Raw genomic sequence first — 18,527 nt, forward strand, 5'->3', positions numbered from 1 at the left:
CCCGGGTTGACCCTGAAAGCGCCAGTTTTGCCGAACCCCACCATTTCCCCGGAACGGCCGGTCACGACAGATCCCGTTCAAGGTGGCCGGCAGTTCGCCTTTCTGCTGGTCGACAAGTTTTCCATGTTCTCGCTCGCCGCCGCGATCGACACCTTCCGTTCGGCGAACCGCCTGCTCGGCCGCGATTTCTATGGCTGGACCACGGTGTCGGCCGACGGCGATCCGGTGATGGCATCCAACGGCCTGCCGCTTAAGATCGACTATGCCGTCGCCGACCTGCCGCCGGTCGACATCCTGTTCGTTTCGGTCGGCCTGACGACCGAATTTCCCGGCAAGAGCAAGGTTCTGGCGGCCTTGCGCAGCTGGGGCCGGCGCGGCAATGCGCTTGGCGCGCTGTCGGTCGGGTCCTATCTGCTGGCCGAGGCCGGACAGCTCGACGGTTACCGCTGCACCATCCATTGGGAAAACCGCGCCGGCTTCATGGAGCGCTTCCCCGACATCAACTGCACCGGCAATGTCTTCGAGATCGACCGCAAGCGCTACACCTGCGCCGGCGGCACCACCTCGATCGATCTGATGCTGGAGATCGTGCGTGGCGATTTCGGCTCGAACCTCGCCAATGGCGTCGCCAACCAGTTCCAGCACGAGCGCATCCGCTCGGCCGGCGACCGCCAGCGCGTCGGGCCGGAGCGCGACCTGACCGGCAAGTCGGAGAAGCTCAGGCGCATCGTCGAACTAATGGCCGACCACCTGGACGAGCCGCTCTCGGCGGTGCAGCTCGCCAAATCGGCCGGACTTTCGGTGCGCCAGGTGGAGCGCCTCTTCCTGCGCCACCTCAATGTCACGCCCGGCCGTTATTACATGCGGTTGCGGCTGGAGCGGGCACGCGAATTGCTGCGCCAGACCAACATGCCGATCCTCGACGTGGCGATCGCGACCGGCTTCACCTCGCATTCCTATTTTGCCCAGAGCTACCGGCTGCAGTTCGGCAGGCCGCCCTCGGAAGAGCGCCGCACCACCTATTGATCTGGACTCCGTTCTAGGCTCGGAGACGCCCGCTGCGGGCGATCTTCCTGCACGAACACTCTGTCACCGCTCAAACACCTGAGCGACATGGCGGCGCGCCCGGGCTTGTGTCCTGACGTCGCGTCAAATAGCTTCCCTATGCGGATGAGGGGGCTAACTCAGGAGATTTCGATGGCGGTACTTGCGCGGGGCGTCGCTGCGGCGATCCTCCTGTTTTTCATGACGACGTTCGGCTTTGCCGCAAACAAGGTCATCATCATTCTCGATGCTTCCGGCTCGATGTGGGCGCAGATCGACGGCAAGCCCAAGCTCGAAATCGCCAGGGAATCGCTGAGGACCGTGCTTCAATCGGTTCCCGCCGACGATGAGATCGGCTTCATGGCCTATGGCCATCGCGAAAAAGGCAGCTGCGACGACATCCAGCTGATCGTGCCGCCCCAGGCGGGCTCGGCGAGCGCCATCACGGATGCCGCTGACAGTCTGAAATTCCTCGGCAAGACGCCGCTGACGGCGGCGGTCAAGCAGGCAGCCGAAGCGCTGAAATACACCGAGGACAAGGCGACCGTCGTCCTCATCACCGACGGGCTCGAAACCTGCGGTGGCGACCCCTGTGCGCTCGGCAAGGAACTCGAAGCGTCCGGCGTCGACTTCACCGCCGACGTCGTCGGCTTCGGATTGACCGCCGATGAAGGCAAGCAGATCGCCTGTCTGGCTGAAAACACCGGCGGCAAGTACATCCAGGCCTCAGACGAGAAGGCGCTGCAGGAAGCGCTGGTCGAGACCGTCGCCGCGCCCGCACCAGCCCCTGCGCCGGCACCAGCCCCGGCTCCCGAACCAGCACCGGCGCCCGCGCCGAAAGCGGCCGAGGTCGACTACAATCTCATCCCCCAGGCGTTCTTGAAAGAGGGCGGCGAGGTGCCGAAGATCGACGTCTACTATGAGGTCTTTCCGGACGATGCCAAGGGTGTCGGTGGAGACCATGTCAACGACGGCTACAACTCTGTCAAATTCCACGTTCCCGCTGGCAACTACATCGTCGTCGCCTCGAGTGGTGCCGCCAAGGCGCAGCAGAAGGTCACGCTGACGGCGGACAAGGCAACGGAGCTTGCGCTCAATCTAAACGCCGCGGAGCTGTCGATCCACGCCCGGCCGGCGCCGGGGGCCGAAGTCGACCGCAATGCGCAGATCAGCATCGCCTATCCCGGCGGCACGTCCGACGCCAACTACGGCGAGGTCAACTACGTCGTCCCGGCCGGCGAGACCAAGGTTACCGTGAAGCTGGGGGCCGGCGAGGCAAGCGAGACCATGCAACTAGTCGCCGGCCAGGTCGTCGACAAGGACATCATCGTCGGCGTCGGCAAGGCCAAGGCCAACGCCTTCTACACCCAGGGCGGTGAGAAGGCCGAAACCGATGTGGGTTGGAAGGTGTACAAGGCCGCCAAGAAGCTCGATGGCTCCCGCGATCAGGTGACCTACGCTTACGGACCCGACAGCCAGTTCGATCTGCCTCCGGGTGACTATGTGATGGGCGTCGATGTGCAGGCCGTGTCCACGGAACAGCCTTTTAGCGTGACGGTCGGGCAGATGACCGATGTCAACGTGACGCTGAACGCCGGCGTCCTGGCTGTCGATGCGCCAGGCGCTGACGGCTTCAAGATCTTTGAAGCCAAGAAGAATATCCAGGGCGAGCGCAAGCAGGTGACCTACGCCTATGGAGAGAAGATGCAGACCACGCTGGCGGCGGGCGACTATGTGCTCGTGACCAATTTCACCACCGACAAGGCCGACAAGGAAACCCCTTTCACGGTCAAGGCCGGCGAGCGGAGTGAGCTCAAAGTCCAGTAGCATCAGGACAGGCAAAAGGGCGGCTCAAGGCCGCCCTTTTCATTCGGAAATCAGAGAGCTCAAGCCGTTCCGAAGGCGCTGGCGCCATGGTCGGCACGGCCCACCAACTGCCGGAAGCCGGCGAAAAGCTCGCGGCCAAAGCCGAACTCATTGCCGATGAGATCGGCTTCCGCTGTACGGCGAAGCGCGAATTCAGGAGCCGAGACAAACACCTCCAGCGTTCCAGCATCGGCGTCGAGGCGGATGATGTCGCCGTCATGGATCCTGGCGATCGGCCCGTCCTCGACTGCTTCCGGTGTCACATGGATCGCCGCCGGCACTTTGCCGGAGGCACCCGACATGCGCCCGTCGGTGACCAGCGCGACGCGCTGACCACGGTCCTGCAGGATGCCGAGCACGGTGGTCAGCTTGTGCAGTTCCGGCATGCCATTGGCCTTCGGCCCTTGGAAGCGGATGACGGCGATGAAATCGCCGGTCAGCGTGCCCGCCTTGAAGGCATCATTCAGGCCCTGCTGGCTGTCGAACACCTTGGCCGGTGCCTCGATGAGGCGCCGTTCCGGCTTGACGGCGGAGGTCTTGATGACGGCATGGCCGAGATTGCCCGCCAGCACTTTCAGGCCGCCCGTCGGCTGGAACGCCTTGTGGAACGGCGCCAGCACCTTTTCGTCACCGCTGGCCTGCGGCGATGCCTCGCGCACCACGGAGCCATCTGCGCCGAGCTTTGCCTCGACGGCGTAAGGCCGCAGGCCTTCGCCCCACACCGTCTGCACATCCTCGTGCAGGACGCCTTCGTCAAGCAATTCGCGGATCAGGAAGCCGAGCCCGCCGGCGGCATGGAAATGATTCACGTCGGCAAGCCCGTTCGGATAGACCCGCGCCAGGAGCGGCACCGCTTCCGAGAGGTCGGAAATATCCTGCCAGGTCAGTGCGATGCCGGCCGCCGCCGCCATCGCGATCAGGTGGATGGTGTGGTTGGTCGAGCCGCCGGTGGCGTGCAGGCCGACGACGCCGTTGACGATCGAGCGCTCGTCGATCATCCGCCCGACCGGCGTATAGGCGTTGCCGAGCGCGGTGATCGCCAGCGCCCGCTTCGTCGCCTCGCGGGTCAAGGCCTCGCGCAGCGGCGTGCCGGGATTGACGAAGGATGCGCCCGGCGTGTGCAGGCCCATGATCTCCATCAGCATCTGGTTGGAGTTCGCCGTGCCGTAGAAGGTGCAGGTGCCCGGCCCATGGTAGGATTTGGACTCGGCTTCCAGGAGTTCGGCGCGTCCCGCCTTGCCCTCGGCATAGAGCTGGCGGACCTTGGCTTTTTCATCGTTCGGCAGGCCTGTCGTCATCGGTCCGGCTGGAATGAACACCGCCGGCAGATGGCCGAAGGTCAGTGCCGCGATCACCAGTCCCGGCACGATCTTGTCGCAGACGCCGAGAAAGACCGCGGCGTCGAACATGTTGTGCGATAGGCCGACCGCCGCCGACATGGCGATGACGTCGCGCGAAAACAGCGACAGCTCCATGCCGGGCTGGCCCTGCGTGACGCCGTCGCACATCGCCGGCACGCCGCCGGCTACCTGGGCGATGCCGCCAGCCTCGCGCGCCGCTTCCTTGATCACGGCAGGGTAGGTCTCGAAGGGCTGATGCGCCGACAGCATGTCGTTGTAGGAGGTGATGATGCCGAGATTGGGCACCTTGTCGGCGCCGAGCGCCAGTTTTTCCGAGGGGCTGCACACCGCAAAGCCGTGGGCGAGGTTGCCGCAGGACAGAACCGACCGGTTGGCGGTCTGGTTCGACGCCTCAGCGATGCGGCCGAGATAGCGCTCGCGGCCAGCCTTCGAACGTTGGCGGATGCGCTCCGTGATGGCTTCGATGTCGCGTCTTGCGGTCATGGCGGTCGGTCCTTTCAGGCGAGGTCCCGGAAACATCCTCCCGCCGTTGCCGGGACCACTAACGTAAAATCAGGGCGCCCAGAAAACCTCTACGGGCCTGGGGGCGGCGTCCAGCACGGCACGGATCGGCTTTCGCGGTCCGGGCGCGACTGCGCCGTCGAAGGCGGTGCGCTTGTCCTCGCCCTCTATGTGCAGCGCGATGAAGCCGGCATCGATGATGCGCGCCAGCGTCAGGGTCAGCCGAGGCTCGCCCGCACTGGCCGCATGAACCGGCAGGATGATCCTGTCCGAGGCGGGGTCGAGCAGCTTGGCCAGATCATCGGCATCGGGAAAGAACGAGGCGGTGTGGCCGTCCGGCCCCATGCCGAGCACCACGACATCGAGCGGCCAGGGCAGGGAGCGCAGTGCGGCATCGTCCGATGCCGCCGCATCCTCGATGCCGGATGCCTCATGGTAGAGCGGCACGAAGCGTGCAGCTTTGGCCGCGTTCTGCAACAGATTGGCGACCACCAGCCCGGCATTGGAGCGCGGCGAGGAGGCTGGCACGAAACGCTCGTCGACCAGCGTCACGATCACCTTGTCCCAGGCGATCGGCGCCACTGAGAGGGCAGCGAAGAACTTTGCCGGCGTCGTGCCGCCGGAGACGGCCAGCACGGCCGTGCCGCGTTCGGCCATCGCCCTGGTCAGGCGATCGGCCACGCGGGCGGCCAGCGCCGCCGCCAGTTTCGGCCGGTCGGGGAAAGCGTTCCAGTTGTAGCTGGCGCTGGTCAATTGCTCTCGTGCCATGTCCGCCCGTCACGTTCGATCAGCGCTATCGACGCCGACGGCCCCCATGTGCCCGCCGTATAGCCCTGTGCTTCCTGCTTGGCGCCTTCCCAGGCATTCTGGATTGGGTCGATCCATTTCCAGGCGGCTTCCACTTCGTCGCGGCGCATGAACAGCGTCTGGTTGCCACGGATGACATCCATGATCAGCCGTTCATAGGCGTCGGGTGCACGGCCGTCGAAGGATTGCGCGAAGCTCATGTCGAGCGAGATCTGGCGCAGCCGCATGCCGCCCGGTCCTGGATCCTTGATCATGATGAACTGCTTGACGCCTTCGTCGGGCTGCAGCCGGATGACCAGCTGGTTGGCGAAGATCGGTCCGGCGCTGTCGCCGAAGATCGAATGCGGGATAGGCTTGAACTCGATGACGATTTCCGAAACCCGGGTCGCCAGCCGCTTGCCGGTCCTGAGGTAGAACGGAACGCCGGCCCAGCGCCAGGTGCCGATCTCTGCCTTGATGGCGACGAAGGTCTCGGTGTTGCTGTCCTTGCCGAGCTCTTCGACATAGCCCTTCACCGGCCCGCCGGCGGATGCGCCGGCGCGGTACTGGCCGCGCACGGTGTGCTTCGGCGCCTCGTTGCCGTTGATGCGCTTCAGCGCCCGCAGCACCTTCAGCTTCTCGTCGCGCACGGCGTCGGCGTCCATGGACGACGGCGCCTCCATGGCGACGAGGCAAAGCAGCTGCAGCATGTGGTTCTGCACCATGTCGCGCAGCGCGCCGGCCTTGTCGTAATAGGTGACACGGTCTTCCAGGCCGACTGTCTCGGCCACCGTGATCTGCACGTGGTCGATATGGGCGGAATTCCACAGCGGCTCGTAAAGCGCGTTGGCAAAGCGCAGCGCCATCAGGTTCTGCACCGTCTCCTTGCCGAGATAGTGGTCGATGCGGAAGATCTGGCTTTCGTGGAAGTCGTCTCCGACCAGGTCGTTGAGCGCCCGCGCCGAGGCAAGGTCGCGGCCGATCGGCTTCTCCAGCACGATGCGTGAGTTCGGCGTGATCAGCTTGTGCTCTTTCAGCTTGTGCGAGATATCGCCGAACAGCGCCGGCGCCACCGCCAGGTAGAAGGCGCGGATGCTCTCGCTCTCGCCGATCGCCTTCTTCAACTTGTCGAAGCCGGCACCGCTCGTCGCATCGGCCGAGACGTAGGAAAGCCGCGCCAGGAAGGTCTTCAGTTCCTTTGCGTCGATATCGGCCGGCTTGACGTGGTCGGAGATCGCCTGGCTGGCGAAGGCCCGGAATTCCTCGTCGCTCATCTTCGAGCGCGACGTGCCGATGATGCGCGTCGGCTCGGAGAATTGATGGTCGCGCTGGCGATAGTAGAGCGACGGCAGAAGCTTGCGTTCCGACAGGTCGCCGGTGCCGCCGAAAATGATGAAGTCGAAAGGGTCGACGGGGATGATCTGGCTGGTCATGGTCTGTCCGCTTTGACGCCGGTCGCGAGTACGCGGCTGATATATTCTAATCGATTTAAATTTTCCAGTGCCATGGTGTCACATCAAGGACCAATCGCTGGATATTGATTGGGTCCACATGTGCGCTTGACACTGGCGCTTGCCGGAGGCTTGTCGGTGAACGAAGACTCCGGAAGCTTTCGCAGTTGCAGCATAGAACGTGAATGTGACGAAAGCTAAGGGAGAAATGGCGCGTTGTCTGTCGCGGCATGGGCCGAGGCGGTCGGCCGCCTTGTCGGCTCTGAGAAGACATCAATGAGCGGGAAAAGCATGCGTCTGGAAAACAAGGTCGCCATCATCACCGGCGCGGCATCCGGGTTTGGCGAAGGCATGGCCAAGCGTTTTGCCGAAGAGGGCGCCAGGGTGGTTGTCGCCGATCTCAATGCCAAGGGCGCCGAGCGCGTCGCCGGCGAGATCGGCGAGGCGGCGATCTGGACGCAGACCGATGTTTCGCTGCGCTCCGAATTCGACGAGATGGTCTATGCCGCAAAGAGCGCCTTCGGCCGCATCGACATCATGGTCAACAATGCCGGTTTTACGCACCGCAATGGCGACATGCTCAAGGTCGACGAGGAGACCTTCGACCTGATCACCGCTGTCAATATGAAGGCGATCTATCACGCGGCCCTTGCCGTGGTGCCGATCATGGACCAGCAAGGGGGTGGCGTCATCCTGACCACGGCCTCGACCGCAGGACTCAGGCCACGGCCCGGGCTCACCTGGTACAATGCCTCGAAAGGCTGGGCGATTACGGCTACCAAATCGATGGCAGTGGAACTCGCACCCAAGAACATCCGCGTCAACTGCCTCTGCCCGGTCGCCGGCGAAACCGGCATGCTGGAGAAATTCATGGGCGCCGACACGCCCGAGATACGCGAGACATTCCGCGCCTCGATCCCGCTCGGCCGGCTTTCGACCCCGCTCGATATCGCCAATGCCGCACTCTGGCTGGCATCGGATGAAGCCGCCTTCATCACCGGCGTGGCGCTGGAGGTCGATGGCGGCCGCTGCATCTGAGGGGTATCGTCATTGCAACGCCGGTCGGTTTGCCCGCCCCCGCGACTCGGATTTGACTTGAGGGTCTCATGGCCTAGTGTTTCACAAGCTAGGGGGTCGACGGCGCGATGAACGCGAGAGTGCGGAAGGTTCGCGAAGACCTGCAGCGTCGCGTCAAGGTCTACAGGGCCAGGCGCGCCCGGGCGAAAAGCAAGGCGACCTTCATCGGTGTCACCGGCAGTTCGGGTAAATCGACCGTCACGGCGCTGCTTGGGCATATACTGGCCGCCCATCGACCGACCTATTCACGCGTACTCGCCAACACCATGAACTCGCTGGTCAGCACGCTCTACAAGCGCATGCGGCAAGCGAGTGAGGTCGACTATGTCGTTTTCGAAGCCGGGGCCTCCGGCGTCGATACCCTGCGGCCGATGGCGGAAATGCTGCAGCCGCATGTGGCTGTCGTCACCATGGTCCGCCTTGAGCATTTTGCCAGTTTCAGGACCGTTGAGAATGTTGCCAGGGAAAAGCGCGCCTTGGTCGAAGCGCTGCGGCCGGACGGTCTTGCCGTCCTCAACGCGGACGATCCCCACGTGGCCGGCATGGCTGCCGGCGCGGGATGCTGTGTCGTTACTTTCGGCACGGCTGAAATGGCCGACTATCGTGTCACCGACATCCACGCCGCCTATCCGGATCGGCTGACGCTTTCGATCCACTGGCGCGGCGGCGTGCTTGAACTCAAGACGCTGTTTCCGGGCGAACATTTCTGGCTGCCGACCGCGGCCGCCGTTGCGACGGCGCTCGAACTCGGCGTCCCTCCGGACAAGGTTGCCGCAGAGCTGGCGACTTTCCAACCATTGGTTAATCGCTGTGCCGTGCTCGTCGCCGAAGGTGGCCCGCACTTCATCGTCGATGCCGCCAAAGCGCCTTGGCACTCGATCAACCTTGCCTTGGACATGGTGGCCAAGGCCACTGTCGGCCGAAAGCGCATCGTGCTTGGCCAGATATCGGACTATTCCGGCTCGAACAGGAAATACGCCACCGCCTACCAAACCGCGCGGGAGATTTCGGATCAGGTGATCTACACCGGCGACCATGCACATCGCTCGGAAGCGGGGCAGGCTGACCGCGACAGCGGCCGGTTTGTCGAGCTTCGCACGCCGAAGGAAGTCTCCGACCATATCAGGCGCACGGCGGTGCCGGGCGAACTGATACTCGTCAAGAGTTCTTCGAACCTTCACCTCGAGCGCATCGCGCTCGCCTGGACCCATGACGTCAAATGCTGGATTCCCGTCTGCGGCAAGCGGGAGGGCTGCGCCACCTGCGGCCTCTATGAGGTGCCGTTCGAGCAGCACGGCGACCATGTCAGGCAAGGCAGGCGCGCCAGACGGTGGCAGCGGTTGCGGCGCCTGTTCGGCGGCGGGCCGTCATAGGCCGGCCCCAGCCGCAAATGCGCAGACACATCAGGCGCCGGTCTTGATGTAGCTCTTGTAGATCCAGCCGGTCTTGCCGTTGTAGACGATCTGGCACCATTGCTTACAGCTCATCACCTGCACCGAAGTCCTTGCCGGCACCGTGGCGATGGCGGCTGCGTTCTTCTTCGGGCCGCTGCGCATGGTCACGGCTCTCAGGATGCGCCCATTGCCGGCCGCCGCCGTTTTGCGCGGCTTGGCCTTGGCCTTGCTGCCATCATCGTCGGTCGCCGCCGGCTGCTGTTCGGGTGTCTGCGGCTGCACTTCGGGTATCGCGGCGGTCTGCGCGCCATCCGGATTGCTGCCTGCCGCCGGTGCCGGCGCGGCAACCTTGGCAAGTTCGCTGGCGGCATCGGTATCGGTCGCCGATTGCGCGAATGCCGCCGCGACAGCCGGCTTGTCCGGCGCCGGCTCGGCCTGAGTGGCCACCTGATTGGGGCCAGCCGCTTGATTGGAATCAGGTGCCGCCGAAGCGGTCTTCGGCTGTGCCTCGGTCCAGCGGGGGTTATTGGCGGCAAGCGCTTGTATGTTTGCTTTCGCCGCTGCCACGGTCGGTGAGACCTGGTCGGACTTGCGGGCGGGCTGCGGCACGGTCGCCGCGGCCACCGTCGTTCCGGCAGGCACGATCTTCGTCGTCTTCACCGGAATGGTCGGAATGCTTTGTTCCTGGCTGGCGGCCGCTTGCCGCTCGCTCGTCGGCAAGGCCAGCCAGAGCGCCACCGCGCCACGCCGAGCAGCGCGGCGGTGCCGACCGCGGCAATCACCAGATGCGAGTTCGAGCGGACTTCCTGCCAGAAGGACGGCCGCATGTCGTATCCGAACTGCATGGCAAAGCGCCGACGTTCCGGCGCACCGAAACTGAAGGGCTCTCTCACTCTTGCCACCTCCATACGCGGGCCAATGTTCTTTCGATCGTTGCCGGAAGTCCGGCATTTGATCGGCATCGGTCCCAAAATCAACGCGGGCAAGCCCGCAGCAATCCCCGAATAATCGCCCAGAAGCGCGAACCTTTCGCCCGCGATTGTGGCATCAGTACGCCATTATAGGGGATTCTGCGCCTTTGACGGCATTTCCGCAATGTGCCGCTAGGGCAACAAATGTTACAATGATATTACAATATTACATCAGCCCGTGATGGCGTGGGACCGTGGCGATCCGATCCCGCCTATGCATGTCGCCCAAAAGTGATCTCGGTTTTGGGAGAACGACGTGCATAAAACAAAGATCTAAAGCGCGTCACATGAATCCGTTTCAACGCGTTCAACGCGACGCGCTTTAGATTCTGTCGCGCAGCGCGAACCAGTTGAGCGCCAGGAAAAGCAGCGGCGTACGGAAGCGCCGGCCGCCGGGAAATGGCGGAATCTTCAGGTCTTCGATCAGCTTCAGCCGGTCGCGATTGCCGGCAACGGTCTCGGCATAGAGCTTGCCGAAGAAGTTCGACAGCATGACGCCATGGCCGGAATAGCCGCCGGCCGAGATCACATTGGGCATCACTTCGCGCACGAACGGTTTCCGCGGCACGGTGATGCCGACATAGCCGCCCCAGCCATGGGTGATCTCGATATCCTTCAACGCCGGATAGAGCTCGACGATCTGGCGGCGGATATGGATGTGGATATCCTTCGGGTCGTTGACGCCATAGACCTCGCGTCCGCCGAACAGCAGCCGGCCATCCCTGGATTTGCGGAAATAGCGCACGACGAAGCGCGAATCATCGACCGCCTCGCCGCCGGGCAGCACTTTCGTGTCCACTCCCAAGGGCACGGTCGCACCGATGAAGGAGCCGATCGGCATGATGTGCGCGGCACTCACCGGTTCGAGCGTGCCGCCATAGGCGTTGACCGCGATCAGGCATTTCTGCGCCGTTATCGTACCCCTAGGTGTCGAAACCCTGACCTTGCCGCCGGTGGAAACGATGCCGGTCGATGGTGTCTTCTCGAACAGTTGCGCGTCGGCCTGCGACGCCACCCGCGCCGTGCCGATCACCAGCTTCATCGGGTGGATGTGGCCGGTGCCGGTGTCGCGCGTGCCGCCGAAATAGGCGGTCGAGCCAAGCCGCTCCGCCGTCTCCTTCGCATCCATGAACGAGATGTGCGGATAGGAGAAACGGCTCGCCATAATGTCGGCATGCGCCTTGTAGTCGTCGACATAGCGCGGCTTGTGCGCCACCGAGAGCTGGCCCGGCATGTAGTCGATATCGATCTGGTTGGTGGCGGCGAATTCCAGAAGATGCGCCTTCGCCTCCTCGGCGAGATCGAACAGCGCCCTGGCGCGGGACAGGCCGTATTCCGCCTCCAGATCCTCGGCCCAGGCGCGCTGCCCGGTGCCAAGCTGCCCGCCATTGCGCCCGGACGCGCCGTCACCGAAACGGTACGCCTCGATCAAAACGACATTCGTTCCAGCCTTGGCCAGATGTGTTGCCGCAGACAGACCGGTAAAGCCGCCGCCGATAATGACGACATCACAGGTCCGGTCGCCGTCGAGCGATGGATACTCAGGCCGTGGCCCGGCCGTATCCTCGTACCACGAGCGGCCGGGGGAAATGGGGGATTGGTAGGGCATGACGGGCGAAGACTCGAGGGAGTTTTGGAAGGGGTAGAAGAGCGAGTAGCGAATAGGGAGTAGCGAATAGGGAAGAACCGATATTGTTTCTATTCGCTATTCGCTATTCGCTATTCGCTTCTTCAAACGTTGAGCAGAAGGTACTCCCGCTCCCACGGACTGATCACTTCCATGAACGTCTCGAATTCCGCCCGCTTGATCGCCGCATAGGTGGCGGCGAACGACTTACCCAGCAGCGCGCAGAGTTCCTCGTCGCCCTCGAACAGGTCGACAGCTTCGAGCAGGCTGCGCGGCAGGTCGATCTCGTGTGCATTGGCGGTCGTCAGCACCGGAGGTTCGGCCTTGATCTTCCTTGTGATGCCGATCAGCCCGCAAGCGAGCGAAGCCGCGAGCGCCAGGTAGGGATTGGCATCGGAGGACGGAATGCGGTTTTCGACACGTCGCGCCGCAGGATCCGAACGCGGCACGCGGAACGCGGTGGTGCGGTTGTCATAGCCCCATTTGTTGTTGACCGGGGCCGAGGCCGCCTGCGTCAGCCGACGATAGGAATTGACATAGGGCGCGAACATCACCAGCGCGTTCGGCACGTGCTTCTGCATGCCGCCGATAAAGTGGAAGAAATCCTCGGTTTCCGAGCCGTCCTCGGCTGAGAAGATGTTCTTGCCGGTCTTCTTGTCGATGATCGACTGATGGATATGCATAGCCGAACCTGGCTGGCCCTGGATCGGCTTGGCCATGAAGGTCGCGTAGATCTCATGCTTCAGCGCCGCTTCGCGGATGGTGCGCTTGAACATGAAGACCTGATCGGCAAGCTCGATCGGGTCGCCGTGGCGCAGATTGATCTCGAGCTGACCGGCGCCCTCCTCGTGGATGAGCGTGTCGATCTCCAGGCCCTGGCTTTCGGAGAAATGGTAGATGTCGTCGATGAGCTCGTCGAACTCGTTGACGCCGGCGATCGAATAGCCGGCGCCGCCGCCGATTGCGCGCCCCGAACGGCCGACGGGCGGGGTCAGCGGATAGTCCGGATCGGGATTCTTGCGCACCAGGTAGAATTCGATCTCGGGTGCCACCACCGGCTTCAGTCCGAGCTTGTCATAGGCTGCAAGCACGCGCTTCAACACGTTGCGCGGGGTGAATTCGACGGAGCGGCCATCCTGGTGGACGAGGTCGCAGATGACGGCGGCCGTCGGGTCTTCTTCCCAGGGCACCACCGTCAGAGTCGACAGGTCCGGCATCAGCTTGAGATCGCCGTCGTCTTCCGGATAGTGGAAACCGTTGCCGTCTTCGGGGTAGCCGCCGGAAATCGTGGTCATGAAGACGGCCGAAGGCAGCGCCAGCGAGGTGTTGGAGGTGAATTTCTTCGACGGCATCATCTTGCCGCGCGCCACGCCGGCCTGATCAGGCGTGATGCATTCGATGTCCTCGATGCCGCGCCATTCCAGCCATTCGCTGACTTCCTTCCAGTTCTTCACACCACGCAGGTTTTTCACGAAGGCAGGCGTGCGCGCCCGTCCTCCGCGGCTCGACGGACGGACTTCCTTTTTTGCAGGCGGCATCATTCACCAGATTGGGTTGCGGATTTCGGAGTATAGCCGTGCCCCCCTGTGGAAGGGAAGGGGAGCCGCTGCCGGCATTCCTCGTTCCGGTTGAAAATCGCGCCGGCCGGCTTAGGTTCGGGCGGCTCGCAACCTGGAAGGCATCGATGCGAAACAACGAACTGACGACCATCGGCTTCGACGCCGACGACACACTTTGGCAGAACGAACAGTTCTTCCGCATGACGGAGAAGCGCTTCGCCGCCATGCTTGCCGATCATGGCGAGGAGCAGCAGATTTCGGCGCGACTGCTCGAAGCCGAACGGCGCAACCTTGCCATCTATGGTTTCGGCATCAAGGGATTTACCCTGTCGATGATCGAGACGGCGATCGAGGTCACCGACGGGCGTGTGCCGGCTTCGGTCATAGCGCAGATTCTCGACGCCGGCCGCGAGATGCTGAGCCACCCGATCGAGGTCTTGCCGCATGTGCGTGAGACGGTGGAGACACTTGCCGGCGCATATCGCCTTGTGCTGATCACCAAGGGCGATCTCTTTGACCAGGAGCGCAAGCTGGCTGGCTCAGGCCTCGGCGACCTGTTCGACGCGGTCGAGATCGTCAGCGACAAGAATGCCGCGACCTATTCCCGCCTCTTCAGCCGCCACGGCGACGGTCCGGCAAAGAGCATGATGGTCGGCAATTCGCTGAAATCGGACGTGGTGCCGGCCATCGAGGCAGGGGGCTGGGGTGTCCATGTGCCGCATGAGCTGACCTGGGTGCTCGAGCATGTCGAGGCGCCGGTCGCCGAGCCGCGGTTCCGCCAGATTGCCGACCTCGGGCAATTGCCCGAATTGGTCGAAAGCATCAAAAACCCAGCTTGATTGCAGCTTTCAGTTTTCTATTCCGAGCATTTGCGGATGGAAAACCCGTTAGCGGCTGATCAGGCGATCGATCACCGGTTGCAGCCGCTCGGGCGTGATCGGCTTGGCGACGACGGCGTCGATGATGCTCGACAGGCCCAGGCTCTCCGGCGTGCCGGTCTTGGTTGAAAGCAGGATGACGGGCGGAAGCGATTTGCCCGAAGCCCGCCGCAGCGTTTCGATGCCGGACATCAGATTGTCGCAGTCCTTGTTGTCTGCGCCGCCGTCCAGCACAATCACGCCTGGCACCAGCGTTCGCAAGGTCTTCGCCGCCATATCGGGCGATTCCGAGATTGGCCTGAGCCCGGATCGCTCGACAATCTTCGATACAACAACGCGATTGATCGGCGATTTCCCGACAACAAGCACTTGCGAGGGACTGTGGATCGTCTCTGCGCTTGAATCCTGGGTCGCCAGATTCGGATGGTTTGCGGTCTCGCCCTCGCTACTCACTGGGCACCCAAGTCGGCCAAGAATCTCGCCCCTATTTCAATGCAGAGTTGAATCTGGCCGACAATTGGCGTGAGATGGCACCCCATGTCAAGTTGAAATAAAAGGCTTCCGAAAACACCTCCTGCGACAGTGGAGTCAAGCAACAGTACTGTACTGCCCTGTCCACGGATCGGCTGCATAAAAATAAAATTCACCTGCGCATACACTGCGCAGGTGAAGGGTCGGTTGCAACGATTCCCGGTCAGCCATGGCTCTGCTGGGTGACGATCACCGGGATCAGCAGATCGCCCCAATTGCCGTCGCCGCCATGGTGCCTGGCCGAGCGCACCAGCTCCACCGAGACGCCGGCCTCGACCGCCTTCATCACCGACTGGTTCAGTCTGTGCAAATCGTTGGCGAGCATGCGGATCGTCGCCTGCTGGTCGACACTCATCGTGGTCGATTGTTCTTCCGCACGTTCCTTGACGCGGCTTATCGATGCCATTGGTCTTCTCCTGTGTCTGAAGCCCTTTTGGGCGTTTCCTCGATGTTTTCTAATCCGCTATTCGGCGGCCGGCTTGAACTGTGCATGCTCGGTCGATTCATGCATGGCGGTGGTCGACGACTTGCCGCCGGTGATTGCCATCGACACGGCGTCGAAATAGCCGGTGCCGACCTCGCGCTGGTGCTTGGTCGCGGTGTAGCCATTGGCCTCCGCCGCGAACTCGGCTTCCTGCAACTCGGAATAGGCGGCCATCTGCCGTGCCTTGTAGCCACGCGCCAGTTCGAACATGCCGTAGTTGAGCTGGTGGAAGCCGGCGAGCGTGATGAACTGGAACTTGTAGCCCATGGCGCCGAGTTCCCTCTGGAACTTGGCGATCGTCGCGTCGTCGAGATTCTTCTTCCAGTTGAACGAGGGCGAGCAATTGTAGGCGAGCAGCTTGCCTGGATGATGCCTGCGCACACCCTCGGCGAACTTCTTGGCCTGCGCCAGATCGGGCTTCGAGGTCTCGCACCAGATCAGATCGGCGTAGGGCGCATAGGCGATGGCCCGTGCGATGCAAGGCTCGATGCCGTTCCTGACCTGGTAGAAGCCTTCCACCGTGCGGCCGGCATCGTAGTCGACGAAGGGCTGGTCGCGCTCGTCGATGTCGGATGTCAGAAGCTTCGCGGCTTCGGCGTCGGTGCGTGCCACGACAAGCGTCGGCGTGCCCATCACGTCGGCTGCCAGGCGCGCGGCGTTGAGGTTGCGGATGTGTGCGGCGGTCGGGATCAGCACCTTGCCGCCGAGATGGCCGCACTTCTTTTCCGACGCCAGCTGGTCTTCGTAGTGGACGCCGGCGGCACCTGCCTCGATGAACGCCTTCATGATCTCGAAGGCGTTGAGCGGTCCGCCGAAGCCGGCTTCGGCGTCGGCGACGATCGGTGCGAACCAGGTCTCGACCGAGAGCCCGTTGCCCTCGGAGGTCTCGATCTGGTCGGCACGCTGCAGCGTCCGGTTGATGCGCTTGACCAGCTCGGGCGCGGCATTGGCCGGATAAAGCGACTGGTCGGGATACATGGCGGACGCCGTGTTGGCGTCGGCTGCGACCTGCCAGCCCGACAGGTAAATCGCCTTCAGTCCGGCGCGCACCTGTTGCATCGCCTGGTTGCCGGACATGGCGCCGAGCGCGTTGACGAAATCCTCCTCATGGATGAGCTTCCACAGCCGGTTGGCGCCCATTTCGGCCAGACTCTGACGGATCTGCACCGAGCCGCGCAGCCGCTTCACATGCTCCGGCGAATAGGGGCGTTCAATGCCGTCGAAGCGGCCTTCCGGCGCCGAGGGAACGAGATTGTAAAAATCAGTCATGAGTCACTCCGAAGGATTGCTGGCACTTGTCCGCACGCCCGTCTTCCCGGCGCATTGGGATGTGACTGAATTTACATTGCGGCGCAAAATCAGCCAGAAAAATCAGAAGATATGGCCGGAGATAAGGGAAAACCTGTGTTGTGTTTGACAGGTGACTGCTGTAAATTTGTCACGATTGTAAAAATCAACAGCAATGGATTGACGCGAATGCCATGTAAATTCCTGTCAAGGTCAGTCGATGGCTGAGCAGAAGATCTTCGCCGGGCCGCGCATCCGCCGCATCCGCAACGCCAAGGGCCTGACCCAGACGGCGATGGCCGAGGGGCTCGGCATCTCGCCGTCCTATCTCAACCTGATCGAGCGCAACCAGCGGCCGCTGACGGTGCAGCTGATCCTCAAGCTGGCCTCGGTCTACAAGGTCGACCCGCATGAGCTGCAGGGCGAGGCGAGGGGGGTCGGTGGCGGCCTTGAAGGAGGTGTTCACCGATCCACTGCTGGTCGGCGAATTGCCGGGAGACCAGGAACTGATCGAGCTCGCCGAGGCGGCGCCCAATGCGTCGGCCGCGGTGATAAAATTGTTTCGCGCCTATCGCGAGCAGGCCGAGCGGCTTTCCGACCTCAACGAGCTTCTGGCGCGTGAGGGCCGCGCCACGGCGCTGTCCGGTGCCCGGCTGCCGATCGACGAGGTGCACGAGACTTTCGAGCGGCGGCCGAACCATTTTACGGCACTCGAGGAGGAAGCCGAGGCGTTCACCGCGGTGCTCGATCCCGGCGACGATCTGTTCGGTGCCTTGAAGGCCTGGCTGAAGCGCGAATACGGCATCGTCGTCAAGGTGCTGCCGGTCGCCACCATGCCGAACTGGCGCCGCCGCTACGATCGCCATTCGCAGCGCCTGTTCCTGTCCGAGCGGCTGTCGCCGTTCGACCAGCTGCGCGAAGTGGCGATGGAGGCCTGCCTGATCCGCATGACGGTCGCGGTCGCCGGTCAGATCCAGGCGCTCAAGCTGAGCACCGACGAAGCCCGCCGTCTCGCCCGCTTCGAGCTCGGCCGCTATGCCGCGCATGCGCTGATGATGCCTTACCAAGCCTTTCATGCGGCTGCCGTTCGCGCCCGCTACGACATCGATGTCCTGCGTTCGCGCTTCGGCGTTTCCTTCGAGCAGGCGGCGAACCGGCTGACCATGCTGCAGCGGCAGGGCGCACTCGGCGTGCCCTTCTTCATGCTGGAGGTCGACAATGCGGGGAACCGCTTTCGCAGGGCCGGCAGTCAGGGCTTTCCGCACAGCCGCTTTGGCGGCGGCTGCCCCAAGCTGCCCGTGCATGCCGCCTTCTCTCAACCCGGCCAGGTTTTCGTCGAGGCGGTGGAAATGCCCGACGGCGCCGAGTTCCTGTGCATCGCCCGCACGCTGGAAGGGCCGCAGGGCGCCTTCTCGGAGCGTCCGCGCCGTACCGCGCTGCTGCTCGGTTGCGACATCGGCTTCCGCGACGACATCGTCTACGGCGCGGCTCTGCCCGGCGCTGCAGTTGGCGGTAAGGCTGGACCGGGCGCTCTGACAGCTACGCCGGTCGGACCCGCCTGCCGGCTTTGCGAGCGTGTCGGCTGCCTGGCACGTGCCGAACCGCCGGTGACGCGTCCACTCGGCCTCGACGAGATGGTGACAGGCCTGAGCGCTTTCGACTTCCAGTGAAGTTGTGACGGTTTGTCAGCTAGACAAAATGGTCCCTTTC

14 protein-coding genes and 1 pseudogene are annotated in these 18,527 nt (G+C 63.3%); 6 read left to right on the forward strand and 9 right to left on the reverse strand.

Going from position 1 to position 18,527, the window contains the following annotated elements; translation table 11 throughout:
* Positions 1-6 precede the first annotated feature (6 nt).
* Together HB778_RS20275 and HB778_RS20280 are read left to right on the forward strand one after the other, a co-directional pair.
* Positions 7-1,026, forward strand: a complete 1,020-nt coding sequence (locus HB778_RS20275) for a GlxA family transcriptional regulator (RefSeq protein WP_010914105.1) — start codon at positions 7-9, stop codon at positions 1,024-1,026.
* A 171-nt stretch (positions 1,027-1,197) separates the two neighbouring features.
* Positions 1,198-2,871 carry a vWA domain-containing protein gene (locus HB778_RS20280; protein WP_183456400.1) on the forward strand — a complete coding sequence of 558 codons (1,674 nt, stop codon included), beginning with the start codon at positions 1,198-1,200 and terminating at the stop codon, positions 2,869-2,871.
* A 59-nt stretch (positions 2,872-2,930) separates the two neighbouring features.
* On the opposite strand, the gene edd is transcribed toward HB778_RS20280, so the two are convergent.
* The 3 genes from edd to zwf form a co-directional block, all read right to left on the reverse strand.
* Positions 2,931-4,754, reverse strand: a complete 1,824-nt coding sequence (edd, locus tag HB778_RS20285) for a phosphogluconate dehydratase (RefSeq protein ID WP_183456402.1) — start codon at positions 4,752-4,754, stop codon at positions 2,931-2,933.
* 69 nt (positions 4,755-4,823) lie between these two features.
* A complete protein-coding gene (pgl, locus tag HB778_RS20290; protein ID WP_183456404.1) occupies positions 4,824-5,540 on the reverse strand; it encodes a 6-phosphogluconolactonase in 717 nt (238 codons plus the stop codon).
* A complete protein-coding gene (zwf, locus tag HB778_RS20295) occupies positions 5,522-6,991 on the reverse strand; it encodes a glucose-6-phosphate dehydrogenase (RefSeq protein WP_095198205.1) in 1,470 nt (489 codons plus the stop codon). Before zwf ends, pgl begins: the two co-directional genes overlap by 19 nt.
* Before the next feature lie 309 nt (positions 6,992-7,300).
* On the opposite strand from zwf, the gene HB778_RS20300 reads away from it, so the two are divergent.
* Together HB778_RS20300 and HB778_RS20305 are read left to right on the forward strand one after the other, a co-directional pair.
* On the forward strand, positions 7,301-8,047 hold the full coding sequence (locus tag HB778_RS20300) for an SDR family oxidoreductase (protein WP_183465152.1): 747 nt from the start codon (positions 7,301-7,303) through the stop codon (positions 8,045-8,047).
* A 119-nt stretch (positions 8,048-8,166) separates the two neighbouring features.
* The gene (locus HB778_RS20305) at positions 8,167-9,459 is read left to right on the forward strand and encodes a Mur ligase family protein (RefSeq protein WP_244661536.1); all 1,293 of its coding nucleotides are present in this window, start codon (positions 8,167-8,169) and stop codon (positions 9,457-9,459) included.
* Positions 9,460-9,489: 30 nt separating this feature from the next.
* On the opposite strand, the gene HB778_RS20310 is transcribed toward HB778_RS20305, so the two are convergent.
* From HB778_RS20310 to HB778_RS20320, 3 genes are all read right to left on the reverse strand, one after another.
* Positions 9,490-10,218, reverse strand: coding sequence for an SH3 domain-containing protein (locus tag HB778_RS20310; RefSeq protein ID WP_348524624.1), 729 nt, complete (start codon positions 10,216-10,218; stop codon positions 9,490-9,492).
* Between the two features lie 555 nt (positions 10,219-10,773).
* Positions 10,774-12,060, reverse strand: a complete 1,287-nt coding sequence (locus tag HB778_RS20315; RefSeq protein ID WP_183456408.1) for an NAD(P)/FAD-dependent oxidoreductase — start codon at positions 12,058-12,060, stop codon at positions 10,774-10,776.
* Positions 12,061-12,182: 122 nt separating this feature from the next.
* Complete coding sequence (locus HB778_RS20320) at positions 12,183-13,619, reverse strand: glutamine synthetase family protein (RefSeq protein WP_183456410.1); 1,437 nt, start codon at positions 13,617-13,619, stop codon at positions 12,183-12,185.
* A gap of 143 nt (positions 13,620-13,762) precedes the next feature.
* Here HB778_RS20320 and HB778_RS20325 point away from each other — a divergent pair, with 143 nt between their 5' ends.
* Positions 13,763-14,476 (forward strand): HAD family hydrolase, encoded by a 714-nt coding sequence (locus tag HB778_RS20325; protein ID WP_183456412.1) that lies wholly within the window; start codon positions 13,763-13,765, stop codon positions 14,474-14,476.
* Positions 14,477-14,524: 48 nt separating this feature from the next.
* Here the strand turns inward: HB778_RS20325 and HB778_RS20330 are convergent, their stop codons facing one another.
* From HB778_RS20330 to aceA, 3 genes are all read right to left on the reverse strand, one after another.
* Complete coding sequence (locus HB778_RS20330; RefSeq protein ID WP_244661993.1) at positions 14,525-14,932, reverse strand: response regulator; 408 nt, start codon at positions 14,930-14,932, stop codon at positions 14,525-14,527.
* Positions 14,933-15,209: 277 nt separating this feature from the next.
* Complete coding sequence (locus tag HB778_RS20335; protein WP_006202762.1) at positions 15,210-15,452, reverse strand: SMc00767 family acetate metabolism repressor; 243 nt, start codon at positions 15,450-15,452, stop codon at positions 15,210-15,212.
* A gap of 57 nt (positions 15,453-15,509) precedes the next feature.
* The gene (gene aceA / locus HB778_RS20340; protein ID WP_183456415.1) at positions 15,510-16,799 is read right to left on the reverse strand and encodes an isocitrate lyase; all 1,290 of its coding nucleotides are present in this window, start codon (positions 16,797-16,799) and stop codon (positions 15,510-15,512) included.
* A 238-nt stretch (positions 16,800-17,037) separates the two neighbouring features.
* Between aceA and HB778_RS20345 the strand changes: the two are divergent.
* Positions 17,038-18,487 (forward strand): annotated as a pseudogene (locus HB778_RS20345) (helix-turn-helix domain-containing protein).
* Positions 18,488-18,527: the final 40 nt, after the last annotated feature.

The organism is Mesorhizobium huakuii (assembly GCF_014189455.1).
Lineage (GTDB): Bacteria > Pseudomonadota > Alphaproteobacteria > Rhizobiales > Rhizobiaceae > Mesorhizobium > Mesorhizobium huakuii_A.